General features: G+C 56.2%; 17 protein-coding genes. 1 reads left to right on the top strand and 16 read right to left on the bottom strand.

The genetic code is table 11. The annotated features are described in order from the left end of the window. Positions 1-22: 22 nt before the first annotated feature. From pstA to pstS, 3 genes are all read right to left on the bottom strand, one after another. Positions 23-910, bottom strand: coding sequence for a phosphate ABC transporter permease PstA (gene pstA, locus C2E15_RS00085; protein WP_104955592.1), 888 nt, complete (start codon positions 908-910; stop codon positions 23-25). Next, positions 907-1869 carry a phosphate ABC transporter permease PstC gene (gene pstC, locus C2E15_RS00080; RefSeq protein ID WP_104955591.1) on the bottom strand — a complete coding sequence of 321 codons (963 nt, stop codon included), beginning with the start codon at positions 1867-1869 and terminating at the stop codon, positions 907-909. The genes pstA and pstC overlap by 4 nt, the downstream gene beginning before the upstream one ends. Positions 1870-1974: 105 nt before the next feature. Then, complete coding sequence (pstS, locus tag C2E15_RS00075) at positions 1975-3018, bottom strand: phosphate ABC transporter substrate-binding protein PstS (RefSeq protein WP_104955590.1); 1044 nt, start codon at positions 3016-3018, stop codon at positions 1975-1977. A gap of 190 nt (positions 3019-3208) precedes the next feature. Here pstS and C2E15_RS22160 point away from each other — a divergent pair, with 190 nt between their 5' ends. Next, the gene (locus tag C2E15_RS22160; RefSeq protein WP_281257532.1) at positions 3209-3343 is read left to right on the top strand and encodes a hypothetical protein; all 135 of its coding nucleotides are present in this window, start codon (positions 3209-3211) and stop codon (positions 3341-3343) included. 8 nt (positions 3344-3351) lie between these two features. On the opposite strand, the gene glmS is transcribed toward C2E15_RS22160, so the two are convergent. From glmS to mnmG, 13 genes are all read right to left on the bottom strand, one after another. Next, positions 3352-5181, bottom strand: coding sequence for a glutamine--fructose-6-phosphate transaminase (isomerizing) (glmS, locus tag C2E15_RS00065; RefSeq protein ID WP_104955588.1), 1830 nt, complete (start codon positions 5179-5181; stop codon positions 3352-3354). Between the two features lie 228 nt (positions 5182-5409). Continuing rightward, entirely contained in the window at positions 5410-6780 is a 1371-nt protein-coding gene (gene glmU / locus C2E15_RS00060) for a bifunctional UDP-N-acetylglucosamine diphosphorylase/glucosamine-1-phosphate N-acetyltransferase GlmU (protein ID WP_104955587.1), read from the bottom strand. Between the two features lie 258 nt (positions 6781-7038). Further along, on the bottom strand, positions 7039-7458 hold the full coding sequence (locus C2E15_RS00055) for a F0F1 ATP synthase subunit epsilon (RefSeq protein ID WP_104955586.1): 420 nt from the start codon (positions 7456-7458) through the stop codon (positions 7039-7041). Positions 7459-7586: 128 nt separating this feature from the next. Beyond that, entirely contained in the window at positions 7587-8984 is a 1398-nt protein-coding gene (atpD, locus tag C2E15_RS00050; protein WP_104955585.1) for a F0F1 ATP synthase subunit beta, read from the bottom strand. Between the two features lie 120 nt (positions 8985-9104). Further along, entirely contained in the window at positions 9105-9971 is an 867-nt protein-coding gene (gene atpG / locus C2E15_RS00045; RefSeq protein ID WP_104955584.1) for a F0F1 ATP synthase subunit gamma, read from the bottom strand. 52 nt (positions 9972-10023) lie between these two features. Continuing rightward, entirely contained in the window at positions 10024-11565 is a 1542-nt protein-coding gene (gene atpA / locus C2E15_RS00040) for a F0F1 ATP synthase subunit alpha (RefSeq protein WP_104955583.1), read from the bottom strand. A gap of 14 nt (positions 11566-11579) precedes the next feature. Further along, positions 11580-12113: a F0F1 ATP synthase subunit delta gene (atpH, locus tag C2E15_RS00035; protein WP_104955582.1), complete on the bottom strand. Its 534-nt coding sequence runs from the start codon at positions 12111-12113 to the stop codon at positions 11580-11582. A 14-nt stretch (positions 12114-12127) separates the two neighbouring features. Continuing rightward, positions 12128-12598 (bottom strand): F0F1 ATP synthase subunit B, encoded by a 471-nt coding sequence (atpF, locus tag C2E15_RS00030; RefSeq protein WP_103060313.1) that lies wholly within the window; start codon positions 12596-12598, stop codon positions 12128-12130. A 118-nt stretch (positions 12599-12716) separates the two neighbouring features. Continuing rightward, entirely contained in the window at positions 12717-12959 is a 243-nt protein-coding gene (gene atpE / locus C2E15_RS00025) for a F0F1 ATP synthase subunit C (RefSeq protein WP_038629267.1), read from the bottom strand. 49 nt (positions 12960-13008) lie between these two features. Then, positions 13009-13827, bottom strand: a complete 819-nt coding sequence (gene atpB, locus C2E15_RS00020) for a F0F1 ATP synthase subunit A (RefSeq protein ID WP_038629264.1) — start codon at positions 13825-13827, stop codon at positions 13009-13011. A gap of 8 nt (positions 13828-13835) precedes the next feature. Next, the gene (gene atpI, locus C2E15_RS00015; protein WP_104955581.1) at positions 13836-14219 is read right to left on the bottom strand and encodes a F0F1 ATP synthase subunit I; all 384 of its coding nucleotides are present in this window, start codon (positions 14217-14219) and stop codon (positions 13836-13838) included. A gap of 713 nt (positions 14220-14932) precedes the next feature. Then, positions 14933-15550 carry a 16S rRNA (guanine(527)-N(7))-methyltransferase RsmG gene (rsmG, locus tag C2E15_RS00010; RefSeq protein ID WP_104955580.1) on the bottom strand — a complete coding sequence of 206 codons (618 nt, stop codon included), beginning with the start codon at positions 15548-15550 and terminating at the stop codon, positions 14933-14935. A 119-nt stretch (positions 15551-15669) separates the two neighbouring features. Beyond that, positions 15670-17559, bottom strand: a complete 1890-nt coding sequence (gene mnmG, locus C2E15_RS00005; protein WP_104955579.1) for a tRNA uridine-5-carboxymethylaminomethyl(34) synthesis enzyme MnmG — start codon at positions 17557-17559, stop codon at positions 15670-15672. Between the last annotated feature and the right edge of the window lie 365 nt (positions 17560-17924).

Below are 17924 nucleotides of genomic sequence, written 5' to 3'. Positions count from 1 at the left end.
GCCGTTGTCACGTCGCGGTAAATTAGTGTTTTGATTTGGCAAAAATCACGCGCGCCAGAATATTTAACAGCAGGACGCAGAGCGTGATCAGCAGAACGCCAGCCCAGGCCAGGCTTTGCCATTCGGCAAAAGGACTCATGGCGAACTTAAAGATAGTGACCGGCAGGTTGGCCAGCGGCTGCATCATGTCGGTACTCCAGAACTGGTTCGACAGCGAGGTAAACAGCAGCGGGGCGGTCTCGCCGGCGATGCGCGCCACCGCCAGCAGCACGCCGGTGATAATCCCGGATACCGAGGCTTTCAGCGTAATGGCGGAGATCATTTTCCATTTTGGCGTACCCAACGCGTAGGCCGCTTCGCGCAGGCTATCCGGCACCAGCTTCAGCATATTTTCCGTGGTGCGGATAACGATCGGCACCTGCAGCAGCGCCAGCGCGATCACCCCCGCCCAGCCGGAGAAGTGCTGCATCTGCGCGACCACGAGGGTGTAAACGAACAGCCCGACAACAATCGATGGCGCCGACAGCAGGATATCGTTGATAAAGCGGATCACTTCGGCCAGCCAGGATTTGCGGCCATATTCTGCCAGGTAGATCCCGGCCATGATGCCCAGCGGGGTGCCGAACAGCGTCGCCCACAGGATCAGCAGGCCACTGCCGGCGATGGCGTTGGCCAGCCCGCCGCCCGCGGTATTCGGCGGCGGCGTCATTTCGGTAAACAGCGCCAGCGAAAAGCCGTCGACGCCGCGCGTAATGGTGGTGAACAGGATCCACACCAGCCAGAACAGGCCGAACGCCATCGTCAGCATAGAGAGCGTCAGCGCAATTTTGTTACGGAGACTGCGGCGCGCCTGCATTTTGCGGCGCGAGGCCTGCAGCTCGGTGCGGGCATGCAGATCGAGCGTGGTCATGAGCGCGCCCCTTCACTTTTCGCCAGTCGTAAAATCATCAGCTTAGAGATCGCCAGCACGATAAAGGTGATAACGAACAGGATCAGCCCCAGCTCCATCAGCGCGGCGACATGCACGCCCGATTCCGCTTCGGCGAACTCATTCGCCAGCGCGGAGGTGATGCTGTTGCCCGGCATATAGAGTGAGACGCTGTCGAGCTGGTAGGTGTTGCCGATAATAAAGGTCACCGCCATGGTTTCGCCGAGCGCGCGGCCCAGCCCCAACATCACCCCACCGATCACGCCGTTTTTGGTGAAGGGCAGCACGATGCGCCAGATCACCTCCCAGGTGGTGCAGCCGATGCCGTAGGCGGACTCTTTCATCATCACCGGTGTCTGTTCGAACACGTCGCGCATTACCGAGGCAATATAGGGGATAATCATGATCGCCAGAATCACCCCTGCCGCGAGAATGCCGATGCCGAACGCCGGGCCTTCAAACAGCGCGCCGACCAGCGGAATGCTGGAGAGTACATTGCCTACCGGCGTCTGGAAGTATTCGGCGAACAGCGGCGCGAAGACAAACAGCCCCCACATGCCATACACGATGCTGGGGATGGCCGCCAGCAGCTCAATCGCCACGCCCAGCGGGCGGCGCAGCCAGCCCGGTGCCAGCTCGGTCAGGAACAGTGCGATACCGAAGCTGACCGGCACGGCGATCAGCAGCGCGATCAGGGAGGTGACGACGGTGCCGTAAATAGGCACCAGCGCGCCAAAGTTTTCATTCGGGGCATCCCACTCTTTATTCCACAGGAAAGAGAAACCGAATTTCTCAATGCTGGGCCAGGAGGAGATGAGCAGGGAGATAATGATGCCGCCAAGCAACAAAAGCACAATCAGCGCCGCCAGTTTGACCAGCGCGCCAAAAAGAATGTCGCCTTGTTTTCCCGGGGCCTTAAAGGACGGCCTGGATTCAGCCATAAAAGTCTCGACAGAAGAAATTCACAGGGGCGGCGTTCAGCCGCCCGGATACTGCGGGCCGGCCTTCAGCCGACCCCTGCGACAGTGCGTGGCACCGTTAAATCATTACTGATACAGCGCCTTACCGGAGCCATCTTTGATCTGCGCTTTCCAGTCAGAACGGATCTGCTCAACCACCGCATCCGGCAGCGTAGCGTAATCCAGGCTGGTCGCGGTCTTATCGCCGTCTTTATATGCCCAGTCGAAGAACTTCAGCACTTCAGCGCCTTTATCGGCGTTGGTCTGGTTCTTGTACATCAGAATGAAGGTGGTGGTGGTGATAGGCCACGCGTCTTTGCCTTTCTGGTTCGTCAGATCCTGCGCGTAAGATTTGCTCCAGTCAGCGCCTTTCGCCGCATTGCTGAAGGTTTCTTCCGTCGGGGATACCGGCTGACCATCGGCATCGATCAGTTTGGTGTAGCTCAGCTTGTTCTGTTTGGCGTAGGCGTATTCCACATAGCCGATGGAGCCTGGCAGACGCTGAACGAACGCGGCGATGCCATCGTTACCTTTACCGCCAAGACCGGTCGGCCAGTTTACGGTGTTGCCCTTGCCGACTTTCTCGCTCCACTCCTGGTTCACTTTAGAGAGGTAGCTGGTGAAGACGAAGGAGGTGCCTGAACCGTCAGCGCGACGCACTACCGCGATATTGGTTTCTGGCAGCTTCAGACCCGGGTTCAGTTTGGCGATCGCCGGATCATTCCACTTTTTGATTTTGCCGAGGTAGATATCACCGACGGTCTGTCCATCCAGCGTCAGCTGACCGGATTGCACGCCAGGCAGGTTGATCGCCAGCACCACGCCGCCAATCACGGTCGGAAACTGAAACAGGCCGTTTTTCTGCAGATCTTCATCTTTCATGGGCGCATCGGACGCACCGAAATCAACTGTTTTCGCAATGATCTGCTTCACGCCGCCGGAAGAGCCAATCCCCTGGTAGTTGATTTTACTGCCGGTCGCTTGCTGATAATCTGCTGCCCACTTGGCATAAACCGGAGCCGGGAAGGTGCCGCCTGCGCCGGTGAGATCGGTGGCTGCGAAAGCAGAAACCGCGCTCAGGGAGAGGGTGGCGGCAACAAGTTTGGCTACGGTGCTACGCATCAGTGTCATATTCCCTCCGGGGGAGTAAAAGTCAGGCTGTATGCCGTTGTAGTAAGAATCAGGATTGCTGCAGGAGGGAAAATAGGACAGTTTAATGACAGCGGGATGTAGGAAATATGACAGTTATATGACAGCCGGAAAAGTGTACGCCGCCGTCGCCGTGCCGAAGAGGAAAAAACGGTTGTCATGCGCTTCAACTATGGATGACACCCTGTTTGCTGTACAAAAAATTTTTCAGTTTGCGCCGGAGCGGGCCTCAGCCATAAAAAATCCGGCGATGCCGTTTAACAGGCTTCGCCGGATGATTCATTTTACCGCAGCGTCAGTAGCCTGACGTCGGCCTTATTCTACAGTGACCGATTTCGCCAGATTGCGCGGCTGATCCACATCGGTGCCTTTAATCAGCGCCACGTGGTAAGAGAGCAGCTGCAGCGGCACGGTGTAGAAAATCGGCGCAATGACCTCTTCCACGTGCGGCAGAGAGATAATCTTCATGCCTTCGCTGTCGGCGAAGCCCGTATCGCGATCGGCGAACACGTACAGCAGACCGCCGCGCGCGCGCACCTCTTCGATATTGGATTTCAGTTTTTCCAGCAGCTCGTTATTCGGCGCCACCACAATGACCGGCATATCGGCGTCGATCAGCGCCAGCGGGCCGTGCTTCAGCTCGCCGGCGGCGTAGGCTTCCGCATGGATGTAGGAGATCTCTTTCAGCTTCAGCGCGCCTTCCATCGCGATCGGATATTGATCGCCACGGCCCAGGAACAACGCATGATGTTTGTCGGAGAAATCTTCCGCCAGCGCTTCAATCATCTTATCCTGCGCCAGCATCTGCTCGATGCGGCTCGGCAGCGCCTGCAGCGCATGCACAATATCGTGTTCAATCTGCGCGTCCGCGCCTTTCAGGCGGCCGATTTTTGCCACCAGCATCAGCAACACGGTCAGCTGGGTGGTAAAGGCTTTGGTCGAGGCCACGCCGATTTCGGTACCCGCTTTGGTCATCAGCGCCAGATCGGATTCGCGCACCAGTGATGAGCCCGCCACGTTGCAAATCGCCAGTGAGCCAAGATAGCCCAGCTCTTTCGACAGACGCAGCGCCGCCAGCGTATCGGCGGTTTCACCGGACTGTGACAGGGTGATCAGCAGGCTGTTTTTACGCACTGCGGATTTGCGATAGCGGAATTCAGAGGCGATTTCGACATCGCACGGCACGTTCGCCAGCGATTCAAACCAGTAGCGTGCGACCATACCGGAATTGTAGGAGGTGCCGCAGGCGATGATCTGAATATGTTCAACCTGGCTCAGCAGGTCGTTGGCGCCGGCGCCAAGTTCGGAAAGATCGACCTCGCCATGGCTGAAGCGCCCGCTCAGGGTATTTTTAATCGCGTTGGGCTGCTCGTAGATCTCTTTCTGCATATAGTGACGGTAAACGCCTTTATCGCCGGCGTCATACTGCACGTTGGATTCGATCTCGTTGCGCTTCACCGGATGGCCCGCGCGGTCGACGATAGTGACCTCGCGACGCGTCACCTCGGCGATATCGCCCTCTTCCAGATAGATAAAACGGCGGGTCACCGGCAACAGAGCCAGCTGATCGGAGGCGATAAAGTTTTCGCCGACGCCGCAGCCGATCACCAGCGGGCTGCCTGAACGCGCAGCCACCAGCAGCGATGGATCGCGGCTGTCCATAATCACCATGCCGTAAGCGCCGCGCAGCTGCGGGATGACGCGCTGCACCACTTCGCGCAGGCTGCCGCCCTGTTTCTGTTCCCAATGCACCAGATGCGCAACCACTTCGGTATCGGTTTCCGACGCGAAGCGGTAGCCGCGCTCAATCATCAGCTCGCGCAGCGGCTCATGGTTTTCAATGATGCCGTTATGCACGATAACGATATGTTCAGAGACATGCGGGTGCGCATTCGCTTCGGACGGCTCGCCGTGGGTGGCCCAACGGGTATGAGCGATGCCGGTGCCGCCGATCAGCGGATGCTGTTCTGCCGCTTCGGCGAGCTTTTGCACCTTGCCTACGCGACGCAGGCGAGTCACGTGCCCTTGTCGATCCACCACCGCCAGACCGGCGGAGTCATAGCCGCGATACTCCAGACGGCGCAAACCTTCCAGCAGTATTTCCGCGATATCACGTTGCGCTACCGCGCCAACAATTCCACACATAGTTTTCTTCCTGACTCATGGCGCTCTTGCGCCCGGCGTTGTCATCTGACCTGATATACCGACATTGTCGGCTCCCCCGAGCCTTGTAGAGAGTGGGGGTTATACGCTTCATCCTTCAGGCTGCCTGCGTTGGCGCGTCCCGCATATACCGGACGCTTACCTGAGTAAGCGTCCAATGCTGCGCGGCATCGCCGCCTCTATGCTGCCTGGAGAGCTGAGCGTTTATTGTTATTTCTTCTTCACCGGGCGTTGCCAGCCCGATTTTTGCAACTGTTCTTTACGGTTATAAACCAGCTCGCCGGCGGTGACATCTTTCATGATGGTCGTGCCGGCGGCGATGGTGGCCCCGCTGGCAACGGTAACCGGCGCCACCAGCTGCGTATCGGAGCCGACGAAAACATCGTCGCCGATGACGGTTTTTGATTTGTTAGCGCCGTCATAGTTACAGGTAATGGTGCCGGCACCGATATTGACCCCGGATCCGATCTCCGCGTCGCCCAGATAGCTAAGATGGCCCGCTTTCGATCCTTTGCCCAGCGTCGCCTTTTTCATCTCCACGAAGTTGCCGACGTGCGCCGCTTCGCCAAGCTGGCTGCCCGGACGCAGACGCGCAAAAGGACCGACAGTGCAATCAGCGGCCAGCTCGGCATCTTCGATCACGCTGTAGGGGCTGATTTCGCAACCGTCGCCGATCACGCTGTTTTTAATCACGCAGCCGGCGCCGATTTTAACCCGGTTGCCCAGCGTGACGCGGCCTTCAAGGATCACGTTGCTATCGATCTCGACGTCGCGGCCGTGTTGCAGCTCGCCGCGCAGGTCGAAACGGGCCGGATCGCGCAGCATCACGCCCGCCAGCAGCAATTTTTCCGCCTGCTCAGCCTGATAAATGCGTTCCAGCGTCGCCAGCTGCAGGCGGTTATTGACGCCTTCGGTTTCGCTGATGCGCGCCGGCTGGACGGTTTCGATACGGCGGCCTTCCGCCCAGGCGAGCGCGATAATATCGGTAATGTAATATTCGCCCTGCGCATTGTTATTGTTCAGCTGGCTCAGCCAGCGCTTCAAATCGCCGCCGTTGGCCACCAGGATGCCGGTATTGATCTCCTGAATCGCCAGCTGCTGCGGCGAAGCGTCTTTCTGCTCAACGATGCCGGTGACCTGGCCATTTTCCCGCACGATGCGGCCATAGCCGGTAGGATTGTCCAGCGTGACCGTCAGCAGGCCGATACCACCCTGCGGTTTCGCCGCGCGCAGGCGCGCCAGCGTATCGACGGTAATTAACGGCACGTCGCCATAGAGCATCAGGATATCTTCGTCGTCGGCGAAGAAGGGCGCAGCCTGCTGCATCGCATGTCCGGTTCCCAGCTGTTCAGCCTGCAGCACCCAATTCAGCGCATCGTCACGCAGCGCCGCTTTCAGCAGGTCGCCGCCGTGGCCGTACACCAGATTGATCGCGCGCGCGCCAAGACCTTTCGCCGCATCGATAACGTGTTGAACCATAGGCTTTCCTGCCAGAACGTGCAGGACTTTAGGAAGATCGGAATACATGCGGGTTCCCTTGCCGGCGGCAAGGATCACCACGCTCATTGCGCTGTTAGACATAGCTATCCTGATTAAATTTTTACAGATGAAAGTTAAACGGTTTCGCCCTGAGATTACTACATTTTTCTCATGACGAAATTAACCGGCTTTCGGCAAATCGCTACCGCCAAGAATGCACCGCGTCTGGCGATAAATCCAACGAAAAAAGGCGCTTTTCAATGGCTTAATTTTAGCTGTGCAGCAAGAGAGAAGAAGAGGGCGGGGGAAATAAAAATGCCAGCCCGTTGGGGCTGGCACGGTGAACTGCTTTAAGCCTGATTACATCGCTTTCTTGGTCAGTTCGATGACGCGCAGCTTGGCGATGGCTTTCGCCAGTTCGGCCGAAGCCTGAGCATAGTCCACGTCGCCGTGGGCTTTGTTCATATGCTCTTCCGCTTTGCGTTTCGCTTCCAGCGCGCGCGCTTCATCAAGGTCGGTACCGCGGATCGCCGTATCAGCCAGAACGGTAACCGAACCCGGCTGAACTTCCAGCACGCCGCCAGAGAGATAGATAAACTCTTCTTCGCCGTGCTGCTTAACGATACGCACCATACCAGGCTTAATGGCGGTCAGCAGCGGCGTATGGCCAGGGAAAATCCCCAGTTCGCCTTCGCTGCCGGACACCTGGATTTTCTGCACCAGCCCGCTGAACATCTGCTGTTCCGCGCTGACGACATCCAGGTGATAAGTCATAGCCATAGTTAACCTCCCGGAAAACCGCCCCGTTATCCGTCAGGCCGCCAGCTGCGCTCGCTTTCCCGGACCGCCTGTTGATACAGGCGATCCGCAATCAAGGCGCCGCGACCTGATGGATGCAGGGGAAATAATTACAGTTTCTTCGCTTTTTCCACGGCTTCTTCGATGGCGCCAACCATGTAGAAGGCCTGCTCTGGCAGGTGGTCGAACTCACCTTCCATAATGCCTTTAAAGCCACGGATGGTGTCTTTCAGCGTAACGTATTTACCCGGAGAACCGGTGAAGACTTCCGCAACGAAGAACGGCTGAGACAGGAAGCGCTGGATCTTACGCGCACGTGCCACCAGCAGTTTGTCATCTTCAGACAGCTCGTCCATACCGAGGATGGCGATGATGTCTTTCAGTTCCTGGTAACGCTGCAGAATAGACTGCACGCCACGCGCCGTGTCGTAGTGTTCCTGACCCACAACCAGCGGATCCAGCTGACGGCTGGTGGAATCCAGCGGGTCAACGGCCGGGTAGATACCCAGAGACGCGATCTGACGGCTCAGCGTAACGGTGGAGTCGAGGTGGGCGAAGGTGGTCGCCGGAGACGGGTCAGTCAAGTCATCCGCCGGGACGTATACGGCCTGTACAGAGGTGATTGAACCGGTCTTGGTGGAGGTAATACGCTCCTGCAGCACGCCCATCTCTTCCGCCAGCGTCGGCTGGTAGCCTACTGCAGACGGCATACGACCCAGCAGCGCGGACACTTCGGTACCGGCCAGGGTGTAACGGTAGATGTTATCGATGAACAGCAGTACGTCGCGGCCTTCATCACGGAATTTTTCCGCCATGGTCAGACCGGTCAGTGCCACGCGCAGACGGTTGCCCGGCGGCTCGTTCATCTGGCCGTATACCAGCGCAACTTTGTCGATTACGTTGGAGTCGGTCATTTCGTGGTAGAAGTCGTTACCCTCACGCGTACGCTCACCGACGCCGGCAAATACCGAGTAACCTGAATGCTCAGCCGCGATGTTACGGATAAGCTCCATCATGTTTACGGTTTTACCTACGCCCGCGCCGCCGAACAGGCCGACTTTACCGCCCTTGGCGAACGGACACATCAGGTCGATAACCTTGATGCCGGTTTCCAGCAGTTCCTGGGAGTTTGACTGATCTTCGTAAGAAGGTGCCGCACGGTGAATAGAGGCGATCTCTACTACGCCGCCGTCTTCATCCTTCAGCTCGCCTTTCATGTCGATCGGCTCGCCCAGCACGTTCATGATACGACCCAGGGTCGCTTTACCTACCGGTACCTGAATCGGCTTTTTAAGGTCGGTTACTTCCAGACCACGCTTCAGGCCGTCAGACGTACCCATCGCGATGGTACGAACCACGCCGCCGCCCAGCTGCTGCTGCACTTCCAGCACCAGACGCGCATCACCATTTTTAACCTCAAGGGCGTTGTACACCTGCGGTACAGCGTCCTGAGGGAATTCGACGTCAACTACGGCGCCGATGATCTGGACAATCTTTCCAGTTGCCATCTTGAATCCTCTACCTAATTCGTTTCTACCCGTCGTCATTGTCTAAGCGCATCGCGCTTCGCGGCACTGCCGGCGGCGAGTAGCCTGTTGGCTGCCGCGACAATGACGGGGTATACCTGGTTAAACCGCGGAGGCCCCCGAGACGATCTCGGTAAGTTCCTGGGTGATGCTGGCCTGACGAGCCTTGTTGTAAACCAACTGCAGCTCTTTGATCAGGTTGCCGCCGTTGTCGGTCGCCGCTTTCATCGCCACCATACGAGCGGCCTGTTCGCTGGCCAGGTTTTCCACAACACCCTGATAAACCTGAGATTCGACATAACGACGCAGCAGGGTATCCAGCAGCGATTTCGGATCCGGTTCGTACAGGTAATCCCAGGTTTTTTTCTTCAACTCGTCTTCCCCTTCCGCTGGCGGTAACGGCAGCAGCTGGGTGATGGTTGGAGTCTGGGACATGGTGTTGTTAAATTTGTTGCTGACCACATACAGCTTGTCGAGACGACCTTCGTCATAAGCCTGCAGCATGACTTTCACCGGACCGATCAGCTCGGACAGGGAAGGGTTATCCCCCATGCCGGTGACCTGCGCCACGACGTTGCCGCCGACAGAACCGAAGAAAGCCAGCCCCTTGGAACCGATAACCGCCAGATCGCTCTGAACGCCTTTGTCGGACCAGGTTTTCATCTCTGCCAGCAATTTTTTGAACAGGTTAATGTTCAAACCACCACAAAGCCCGCGGTCGGTAGAAACGACCAAATAGCCGACGCGCTTAACGTCGCGCTCTTCCAGGTAAGGGTGCTTGTATTCCAGATTACCCAGCGCAATGTGACCAATCACTTTGCGCATGGTATCTGCATACGGACGGCTGGCCGCCATGCGTTCCTGCGTTTTACGCATTTTGGAGGCGGCGACCATTTCCATCGCTTTAGTGATTTTCTGCGTATTTTTTACGCTTCCAATCTTGGTACGTATCTCTTTTGCGCCGGCCATTAGCTTCTCCTCAAAGCCTTGCGGCCTGCCTTTTCAGACAAGCCGCCAGACATTACCAGGACTGGGTTGCTTTAAACGTGTCGAGGAGGCCTTTCAGCTTCTCTTCGATATCGTTGTTGTAGTTACCAGTTTGGTTGATTTCCTGCATCAGCTCGGCGTGTTCGCGATCGGCATACGCCAGCAGCGCAGCTTCGAAGCTACCGATTTTCGCCAGTTCGACGTCGTTCAGGTAGCCACGCTCAGCGGCGAACAGCACCAGACCCTGCTGGGCAACGGACATCGGCGCGTACTGTTTCTGCTTCAGCAGTTCAGTCACTTTCTGGCCGTGGCTCAGCTGTTTACGGGTCGCGTCGTCCAGATCGGAAGCGAACTGCGAGAACGCAGCCAGTTCACGATACTGCGCCAGCGCGGTACGGATACCGCCGGACAGTTTCTTCACGATCTTGGTCTGTGCGGCACCACCAACACGGGATACGGAGATACCCGGGTTAACGGCCGGACGGATACCGGAGTTGAACAGGTTAGATTCCAGGAAGATCTGACCATCGGTAATCGAGATTACGTTGGTCGGAACGAACGCGGAAACGTCACCCGCCTGCGTTTCAATGATCGGCAGGGCGGTCAGCGAGCCGGTTTTACCTTTCACTTCACCTTTAGTGAACGCTTCGACATAGTCGGCGTTTACGCGGGAGGCACGCTCCAGCAGGCGAGAGTGGAGATAGAACACGTCGCCCGGGAAGGCTTCACGGCCCGGCGGACGGCGCAGCAGCAGAGAAATCTGACGATAAGCAACGGCCTGCTTGGACAGGTCATCGTATACGATCAGCGCGTCTTCGCCGCGGTCGCGGAAGTATTCGCCCATTGCGCAGCCGGCGTAAGGTGCCAGGTACTGCAGCGCAGCGGATTCAGATGCGGACGCGACCACCACGATGGTGTTAGCCAGCGCGCCGTGTTCTTCCAGTTTGCGCACCACGTTAGCGATGGTGGATGCTTTCTGGCCGATAGCGACGTAAACGCATTTGATACCGGAATCACGCTGGTTGATGATGGCGTCGATCGCCAGAGCGGTTTTACCGGTCTGACGGTCGCCGATGATCAGCTCACGCTGGCCACGGCCGATTGGGATCATCGCATCGACAGATTTGTAGCCAGTCTGAACCGGCTGATCAACGGACTGACGATCGATAACGCCCGGCGCGATAACTTCAACCGGAGAGAAACCGTCATGCTCAACCGGACCTTTACCGTCGATAGCTTCACCCAGGGTGTTCACTACGCGGCCCAGCAGGCCACGGCCAACCGGAACTTCCAGGATACGGCCGGTGCATTTTACTTTCATGCCTTCGGCGAGGTCGGCGTACGGACCCATCACCACCGCACCTACGGAGTCGCGCTCCAGGTTCAGGGCGATTGCGTAACGGTTGCCCGGCAGCGCGATCATCTCACCCTGCATGACATCGGCCAGGCCGTGTACGCGGATGATGCCGTCGCTGACGGAAACGATAGTACCTTCATTGTGAGCTTCGCTCACGACATTGAACTGAGCAATGCGCTGCTTGATCAGTTCGCTGATTTCGGTGGAATTCAGTTGCATATGCTCCAGTCCCCTTAAGACTGCAAGACGTCTGCGAGACGCTCAAGACGGCCGCGTACGCTACCATCAATGACCATATCACCCGCCTGGATGATAACGCCTGCCATTACAGACTTATCGATTTTGCAATTCAGCTTAACTTTGCGTGACAGACGCTTTTCCATTGCGGCGCTGATTTTTGTCAGCTGCTCGTCGCTCAGCGCACTGGCAGAGATGACATCAACTTCCGCGGTTGCCTCCCAGGCGTCACGCAGTTGAATGTACTGCTCCAGTACTGCCGGCAGCGCGGACAAACGTCCGTTTTCCGCCATAACCTTGATAAGGTTCTGACCTGCTTCGTCGAGTTGGTCACCACAGACTGCGATGAACGAGGCAGATAAGGTTTCCGGCGCCAACGCGCCGGAAAGCAATTCGGCCATCTGTTCGTTGCGAGCGACTTCTGCAGCGAACGTCAGCATTTGCTGCCAACGGTCGATGCTTTGATGCTCAACGGCAAAGTCAAAAGCTGCTTTGGCGTAGGGGCGAGCTACAGTAATCAGTTCAGACATCAGCCCCTCCCTCCTTACAGTTCAGCGACCAGTTTATCTACGATGTCGCTGTTAGCAGCTTCATCCACGGAACGTTCGATGATTTTCTCGGCGCCGGCCACAGCCAGCATCGCGACTTGCTTACGCAACTCTTCACGCGCACGTTTACGCTCGGCGTCAATTTCCGCCTGCGCCTGTGCCACGATCTTGTTACGTTCCTGCTCAGCTTCAGCTTTCACTTCGTCCAGGATCTGAGCGCGGCGTTTGTTCGCCTGCTCGATGATGACCTGAGCTTCTTCTTTCGCTTTTTTCAGCTGGTCGGTCGCAGTTGCCTGTGCGAGATCCAAATCTTTTTTGGCGCGTTCTGCAGAAGCAAGGCCTTCAGCGACTTCTTTCTGGCGCTTTTCGATGGCAGCCATAATCGGCGGCCATACGTACTTCATGCAGAACAGGACAAACAGGACGAACGCGATGGCCTGGCCGAGGATTGTTGCGTTAAGGTTCACAGCACAATGCCTCTCGTTAAGTTAACTTACTCTGCCGTTATCGAAGACAACCCGCAGAATCCGCTCATCGTCTGACGTTCAACACGCCAGGACGATGAACTCTTGTTGGCCTTGTCGCTTAACCCGCGACGGCGAACATCACGTACAGACCCAGACCTACAGCGATCATCGGGATTGCATCCACCAGACCCATAACAACAAAGAACTGCGTACGCAGCAGAGGGATCAGATCCGGTTGACGCGCGGCGCCTTCCAGGAATTTACCTCCGAGGATGCCGATACCGATCGCAGCACCGATTGCCGCCAGGCCCATCATCACAGCGGCAGCCATGTACAGCAGATCCATATTCAGGTTTTCCATGACAGTCTCCAGTTTGTTTCAGTTAAAACGCAGTAGTGTTAATAAAAAATCAATGTTCTTCGGATGCCATCGACAGATAGACAATCGTCAAGACCATGAAAATGAAAGCCTGCAGCGAAATGATCAGGATGTGGAAAATGGCCCAAGGCACACTCAGAACCCACTGTGACCACCACGGCAACAGACCCGCAATCAGGATAAAGATCAGTTCACCCGCATACATGTTACCGAACAGTCGCAGACCGAGAGATACCGGTTTGGACAGCAGGCTCACCCCTTCCAGAATCAGGTTGATAGGAATGAACAGCGGGTGATTAAAGGGTTGCAGGGTCAGCTCTTTAGCGAAACCACCAACACCTTTCATTTTGAAGCTGTAGAACAGAATCAAAATAAAGACGCCCAGTGCCATGGAGAGCGTGACGTTAACGTCAGCGGACGGCACTACGCGCAGCGCAGGCAGACCAAAGACATGCTCACCGATATATGGCAGAAAATCGATTGGCAGCAGATCCATAAAGTTCATCAGGAAGACCCAGACGAAAATGGTCAGCGCCAGCGGGGCGATAAGTTTGCTTTTACCGTGGTACATATCGCGGACGTTACCGTCAACGAAGCCGACCACCAGCTCAATAGCTGCCTGTAATTTCCCCGGAACGCCGCTGGTGACGCTATTGGCCACTTTACGGAACAGCACCAGGAAAATCAGACCCAGCACCACGGAGAAAAACATGGAATCAATATTTAATACCCAAAACGTCGCCGGAGCGTCGTGCGGATTCACCAGCTCGAAAGTACGCAGGTCCAACTGAAGGTTGTTCAGGTGGTGACCTATGTAATCTTGCGGAGTAGAGATTTCTCCTGCAGCCATGATGCCTCTTACCCTTTGTTGTTAATTACAGCCGGTGCCACAATCTGAACCACCAGCACCGATAACCAGGTCAGCCCGACCGGCACGAACACCGCATCAAGCACGCCCAGCGCCAGAATGAGCAAAACAATGGTGACAAACACTTTCAGCGCTTCGCCGAGCGCGAAGCTCCAGGCAATACGCCCTTTAGCAGGTGCTTGCGCGCCCAGGCGCCAGGCCAAAATTACGAACAACACGTTTGGCAGCCAGGCTGCCAGTCCACCTGCGATGGCAGATGCGCCCCAGGTGATATCTTTAAGGGCAAAACAGAGCGCGCCGATAACGAGCAAAGTCGCCAGCTGCCAGAGCAGCACGGTCCGGGCTAATTTCACACTGTAAAGAGACACTGACATGACGCTGAAACTCTCCTGCCCCGATCGGGGTATGTCGCGTGTCGTATAAAACTGCCTTTGCTCTTTTGAGTCAAGCAGCAAAAAACGAGCAAATTATACGGGCCGCACCTGCGATTTCAATCGATAAGTAGCGTAAAGGTGAACAATTATTTAAATTTCTTTCGACAGGCCTATTTTTGAAAACTCGCCAACGGAGCAAGCCGCAGGCCAGTTACAACAATTCCGTCAACTTTGCGCTCATAAAGCGTGCGATAGATCACAATTCATTAATATGGTGCTGATATATTGCACAAGAATAATCTTAAATAAATCGCTGAAAATTCAAATAAAAACCAACAAACTCAACGCATTAAATCAAAAAACCTGCTATTTCGCCGCAGTGAACGATAAAACAGAGGATTTGACATCGCGGGTAAAATTTAAATCACCGAATTAGGGTTGCTTCCGTCGCGTGACAAAGCGCATATATTTTCCCGCACGGCGATTCGCCACCGATTTGCTTTCCCATTAAGTAGCCAGACTGATAAAACATTGTAAAATCCAGGTTAAATATTACGGAAAGTTTCAGATAATTTCACCGCGCCGTTTTAACCCGCAGGCAACAATATTTGTCGCACGGCGGGCTGATAAAAACTGTTTCGTTCGATTAACTTTTAACCGCCCTGCCCTCCTTTGCGGCGCGGCGTACAACCATAACCGCACCGGGGACAAGGTCAAACTGACTGAATCGTCACCAGGTGACGCTCGCCTTCCAGCTCCGGCACCTTCAGCGCAACGACTTCGGTTACGCGAAACTGCGGCGGCAAGGCGGCGATTTCATCATCGGGACGCTGACCTTTCAGCGCGTAGAAACGCCCTTCTTTCGCCGGCAGATGATGGCACCAGCTCACCATATCGTTCAACGAGGCGAAGGCGCGGCTGATGACGCCATCAAAAGGCGGCTCGCCGTTAAACGCCTCGACGCGGCTCTGTACCGGCTCCACGTTCCCCAGACCCAGCGCAAACTGCACCTGACGCAGAAAACGGACGCGCTTGCCCAGGCTATCCAGCAGCGTAAAATGCGCTTCAGGCCGCACAATCGCCAGCGGAATGCCCGGCAGGCCTGGTCCGGTGCCAACATCGATAAAGCGCTCTCCTTGCAGATAAGGGCTCACCACGATGCTGTCGAGAATGTGGCGCACCAGCATCTCCTGCGGATCGCGTACGGAGGTGAGATTATAGGCTTTATTCCACTTATGCAGCAGCTCAACATAGCCTACCAGCTGTTGCTTTTGCTGATCGGACAGAGAAATGTTGGCGGCGTTAAGCAGCTGAGAGAGTTTATTAATCACGGCATATTCCAGTAGCTAAAGGCGAAACAGCGTCCGGTGCGATAAAAACGACAGCACATCCGGCAGCCGAAAACAACGCGGCTTCGACTGCCGGACGGGGCGGTTTTCCCGCCTTATGATCAGGCGCTTTTACGCAGCAGCCCCTGTTTTTTCAGGTAAATCAGCAAAATAGAGATAGCGGCAGGCGTAATGCCTGAAATGCGCGACGCCTGGCCGATCGATGTAGGTTTATGATCGTTCAGCTTGGCGATCACTTCATTCGACAGGCCGTTGACGTTGCGATAGTCAAGATCTACCGGCAGCAGGGTATTCTCATTGCGCTGCTGGCGATCGATCTCTTCCTGCTGGCGCGCAATGTAACCTTCATACTTAACCTGAATTTCCACCTGTTCGGCAGCCTGCTCGTCGCTAAGCGCCGGACCAAAGCCCTGCAGCGACATCAGACGCGCGTAGGTCATCTCCGGACGACGCAGCAGATCTTCCCCGCTTGCCTCTTTGGTCAGCGGGGTGCTTAGCGCGGCGTTGACGCGCTCGACATCCACCGATTTCGGATGAACGTGCATCTCGCGCAGACGCTGGCGCTCCTGCTCAATGCTTTCCAGCTTCTGGTTGAAGCGCGCCCAGCGCGCATCGTCGACCAGACCCAGCTCGCGCGCGGTCTCGGTCAGACGCAGGTCGGCGTTGTCTTCACGCAGCATCAGGCGATATTCCGCACGCGAGGTAAACATGCGGTAGGGCTCTTTGGTGCCCAGCGTACAGAGATCGTCAACCAACACGCCAAGGTAAGCCTGATCGCGGCGCGGCGCCCAGGTCTCTTTCTCTGCGGAGAGGCGTCCGGCGTTCAGACCCGCCAGCATGCCCTGCGCCGCTGCTTCTTCGTAACCGGTGGTGCCGTTGATCTGGCCGGCGAAGAACAGACCCTGAATAAATTTGCTTTCCAGCGTCGGCTTCAAATCGCGCGGATCGAAGAAATCGTACTCAATGGCGTAGCCCGGACGCACGATTTTCGCGTTTTCCATCCCTTTCATCGAACGCACGATCTGCATCTGTACGTCAAACGGCAGGCTGGTAGAGATACCGTTCGGATAAATTTCGTTGCTGGTCAGCCCTTCCGGCTCAAGGAAGATCTGATGCGCATTGCGATCGGCGAAGCGCATCACTTTATCTTCGATCGACGGGCAGTAGCGCGGGCCGATCCCTTCGATCACGCCGGCGTACATCGGGCTGCGATCGAGGTTATTGCGGATCACCTCGTGCGTCTGCTCGTTGGTATGGGTGATGTAGCAGGGAACCTGTTGCGGATGCTGCGACGCATCGCCCATAAACGAGAAGACCGGCATCGGGTCGTCGCCGTACTGCGGCGCCAGCACGCTGAAATCGATGGTGCGGGCATCAATACGCGGCGGGGTACCGGTTTTCAGACGGCTGACGCGCAGCGGCAATTCGCGCAAACGGCGCGCCAGCGGAATGGAGGGCGGATCGCCTGCGCGGCCGCCGCTGTAGTTATCGAGACCGATATGAATTTTGCCGTCAAGGAAGGTGCCAACCGTCAGCACCACGGCGCGGGCGCGAAATTTCAGCCCCATCTGGGTCATGGCGCCGACCACACGATCGTTTTCGACGATCAGATCCTCGACCGCCTGCTGGAAGATCATCAGGTTTGGCTGGTTTTCCAGCGCGGTGCGGATCGCCTGACGATACAGCACGCGATCGGCCTGAGCGCGAGTGGCACGCACCGCAGGGCCTTTGCTTGCGTTTAGTATCCTAAACTGGATGCCGGCGCGATCGATCGCGCTTGCCATCAGGCCGCCCATCGCATCCACTTCTTTCACCAGATGTCCCTTTCCGATGCCGCCGATCGCCGGATTGCAGGACATTTGTCCCAGCGTGTCGATGTTATGGGTTAACAGCAGCGTTTGTTGACCCATGCGGGCTGCGGCCATTGCGGCTTCGGTGCCTGCATGACCGCCGCCGATGACGATGACGTCAAAAGGATCGGGATAAAACATGGGGAGATACCTCGTTAGTGTTCGATCAGGGATCATTGCCCTGGGGCGTGGATTCTACTCAAATTCGTGGCATGACGAAAGCGCCGGGATCGTCGGGTAGTTAAAAGTAAGATCTTTATTCTTTAAAGGATCTCTTTGTTAGATCTCTTATTAGGATCCCGCGTTTCTGTGGATAAGCTCTGGTTTCTTCCACAGATCAGGCGGTTATTGAGGATCGTTTGCTGTGAATGATCGGTGATCCTGATCCGTATAAGCTGGGATCGAAATGGCGAGTTATGCACAGCTGAAAAAAGCAGCAAGGGTTATTCTTGGGATAACTACCGGTTATCAGACCCTTTTCACTATGGTTATCCACAAGTTTGCAC

Source organism: Mixta gaviniae (genome assembly GCF_002953195.1).
Taxonomy (GTDB): Bacteria; Pseudomonadota; Gammaproteobacteria; order Enterobacterales; family Enterobacteriaceae; genus Mixta; species Mixta gaviniae.
Note: the sequence above shows the minus strand (reverse complement) of the source record. Positions and strands in the feature narration are given on the sequence as shown.

Coding starts and splice junctions, on each gene's coding strand:
- pstA (WP_104955592.1), bottom strand. CDS start 910: ATGACCACGCTCGATCTGCATGCCCGCACCGAGCTGCAGGCCTCGCGC.
- pstC (WP_104955591.1), bottom strand. CDS start 1,869: ATGGCTGAATCCAGGCCGTCCTTTAAGGCCCCGGGAAAACAAGGCGAC.
- pstS (WP_104955590.1), bottom strand. CDS start 3,018: ATGACACTGATGCGTAGCACCGTAGCCAAACTTGTTGCCGCCACCCTC.
- C2E15_RS22160 (WP_281257532.1), top strand. CDS start 3,209: ATGGATGACACCCTGTTTGCTGTACAAAAAATTTTTCAGTTTGCGCCG.
- glmS (WP_104955588.1), bottom strand. CDS start 5,181: ATGTGTGGAATTGTTGGCGCGGTAGCGCAACGTGATATCGCGGAAATA.
- glmU (WP_104955587.1), bottom strand. CDS start 6,780: ATGTCTAACAGCGCAATGAGCGTGGTGATCCTTGCCGCCGGCAAGGGA.
- C2E15_RS00055 (WP_104955586.1), bottom strand. CDS start 7,458: ATGGCTATGACTTATCACCTGGATGTCGTCAGCGCGGAACAGCAGATG.
- atpD (WP_104955585.1), bottom strand. CDS start 8,984: ATGGCAACTGGAAAGATTGTCCAGATCATCGGCGCCGTAGTTGACGTC.
- atpG (WP_104955584.1), bottom strand. CDS start 9,971: ATGGCCGGCGCAAAAGAGATACGTACCAAGATTGGAAGCGTAAAAAAT.
- atpA (WP_104955583.1), bottom strand. CDS start 11,565: ATGCAACTGAATTCCACCGAAATCAGCGAACTGATCAAGCAGCGCATT.
- atpH (WP_104955582.1), bottom strand. CDS start 12,113: ATGTCTGAACTGATTACTGTAGCTCGCCCCTACGCCAAAGCAGCTTTT.
- atpE (WP_038629267.1), bottom strand. CDS start 12,959: ATGGAAAACCTGAATATGGATCTGCTGTACATGGCTGCCGCTGTGATG.
- atpB (WP_038629264.1), bottom strand. CDS start 13,827: ATGGCTGCAGGAGAAATCTCTACTCCGCAAGATTACATAGGTCACCAC.
- atpI (WP_104955581.1), bottom strand. CDS start 14,219: ATGTCAGTGTCTCTTTACAGTGTGAAATTAGCCCGGACCGTGCTGCTC.
- mnmG (WP_104955579.1), bottom strand. CDS start 17,559: ATGTTTTATCCCGATCCTTTTGACGTCATCGTCATCGGCGGCGGTCAT.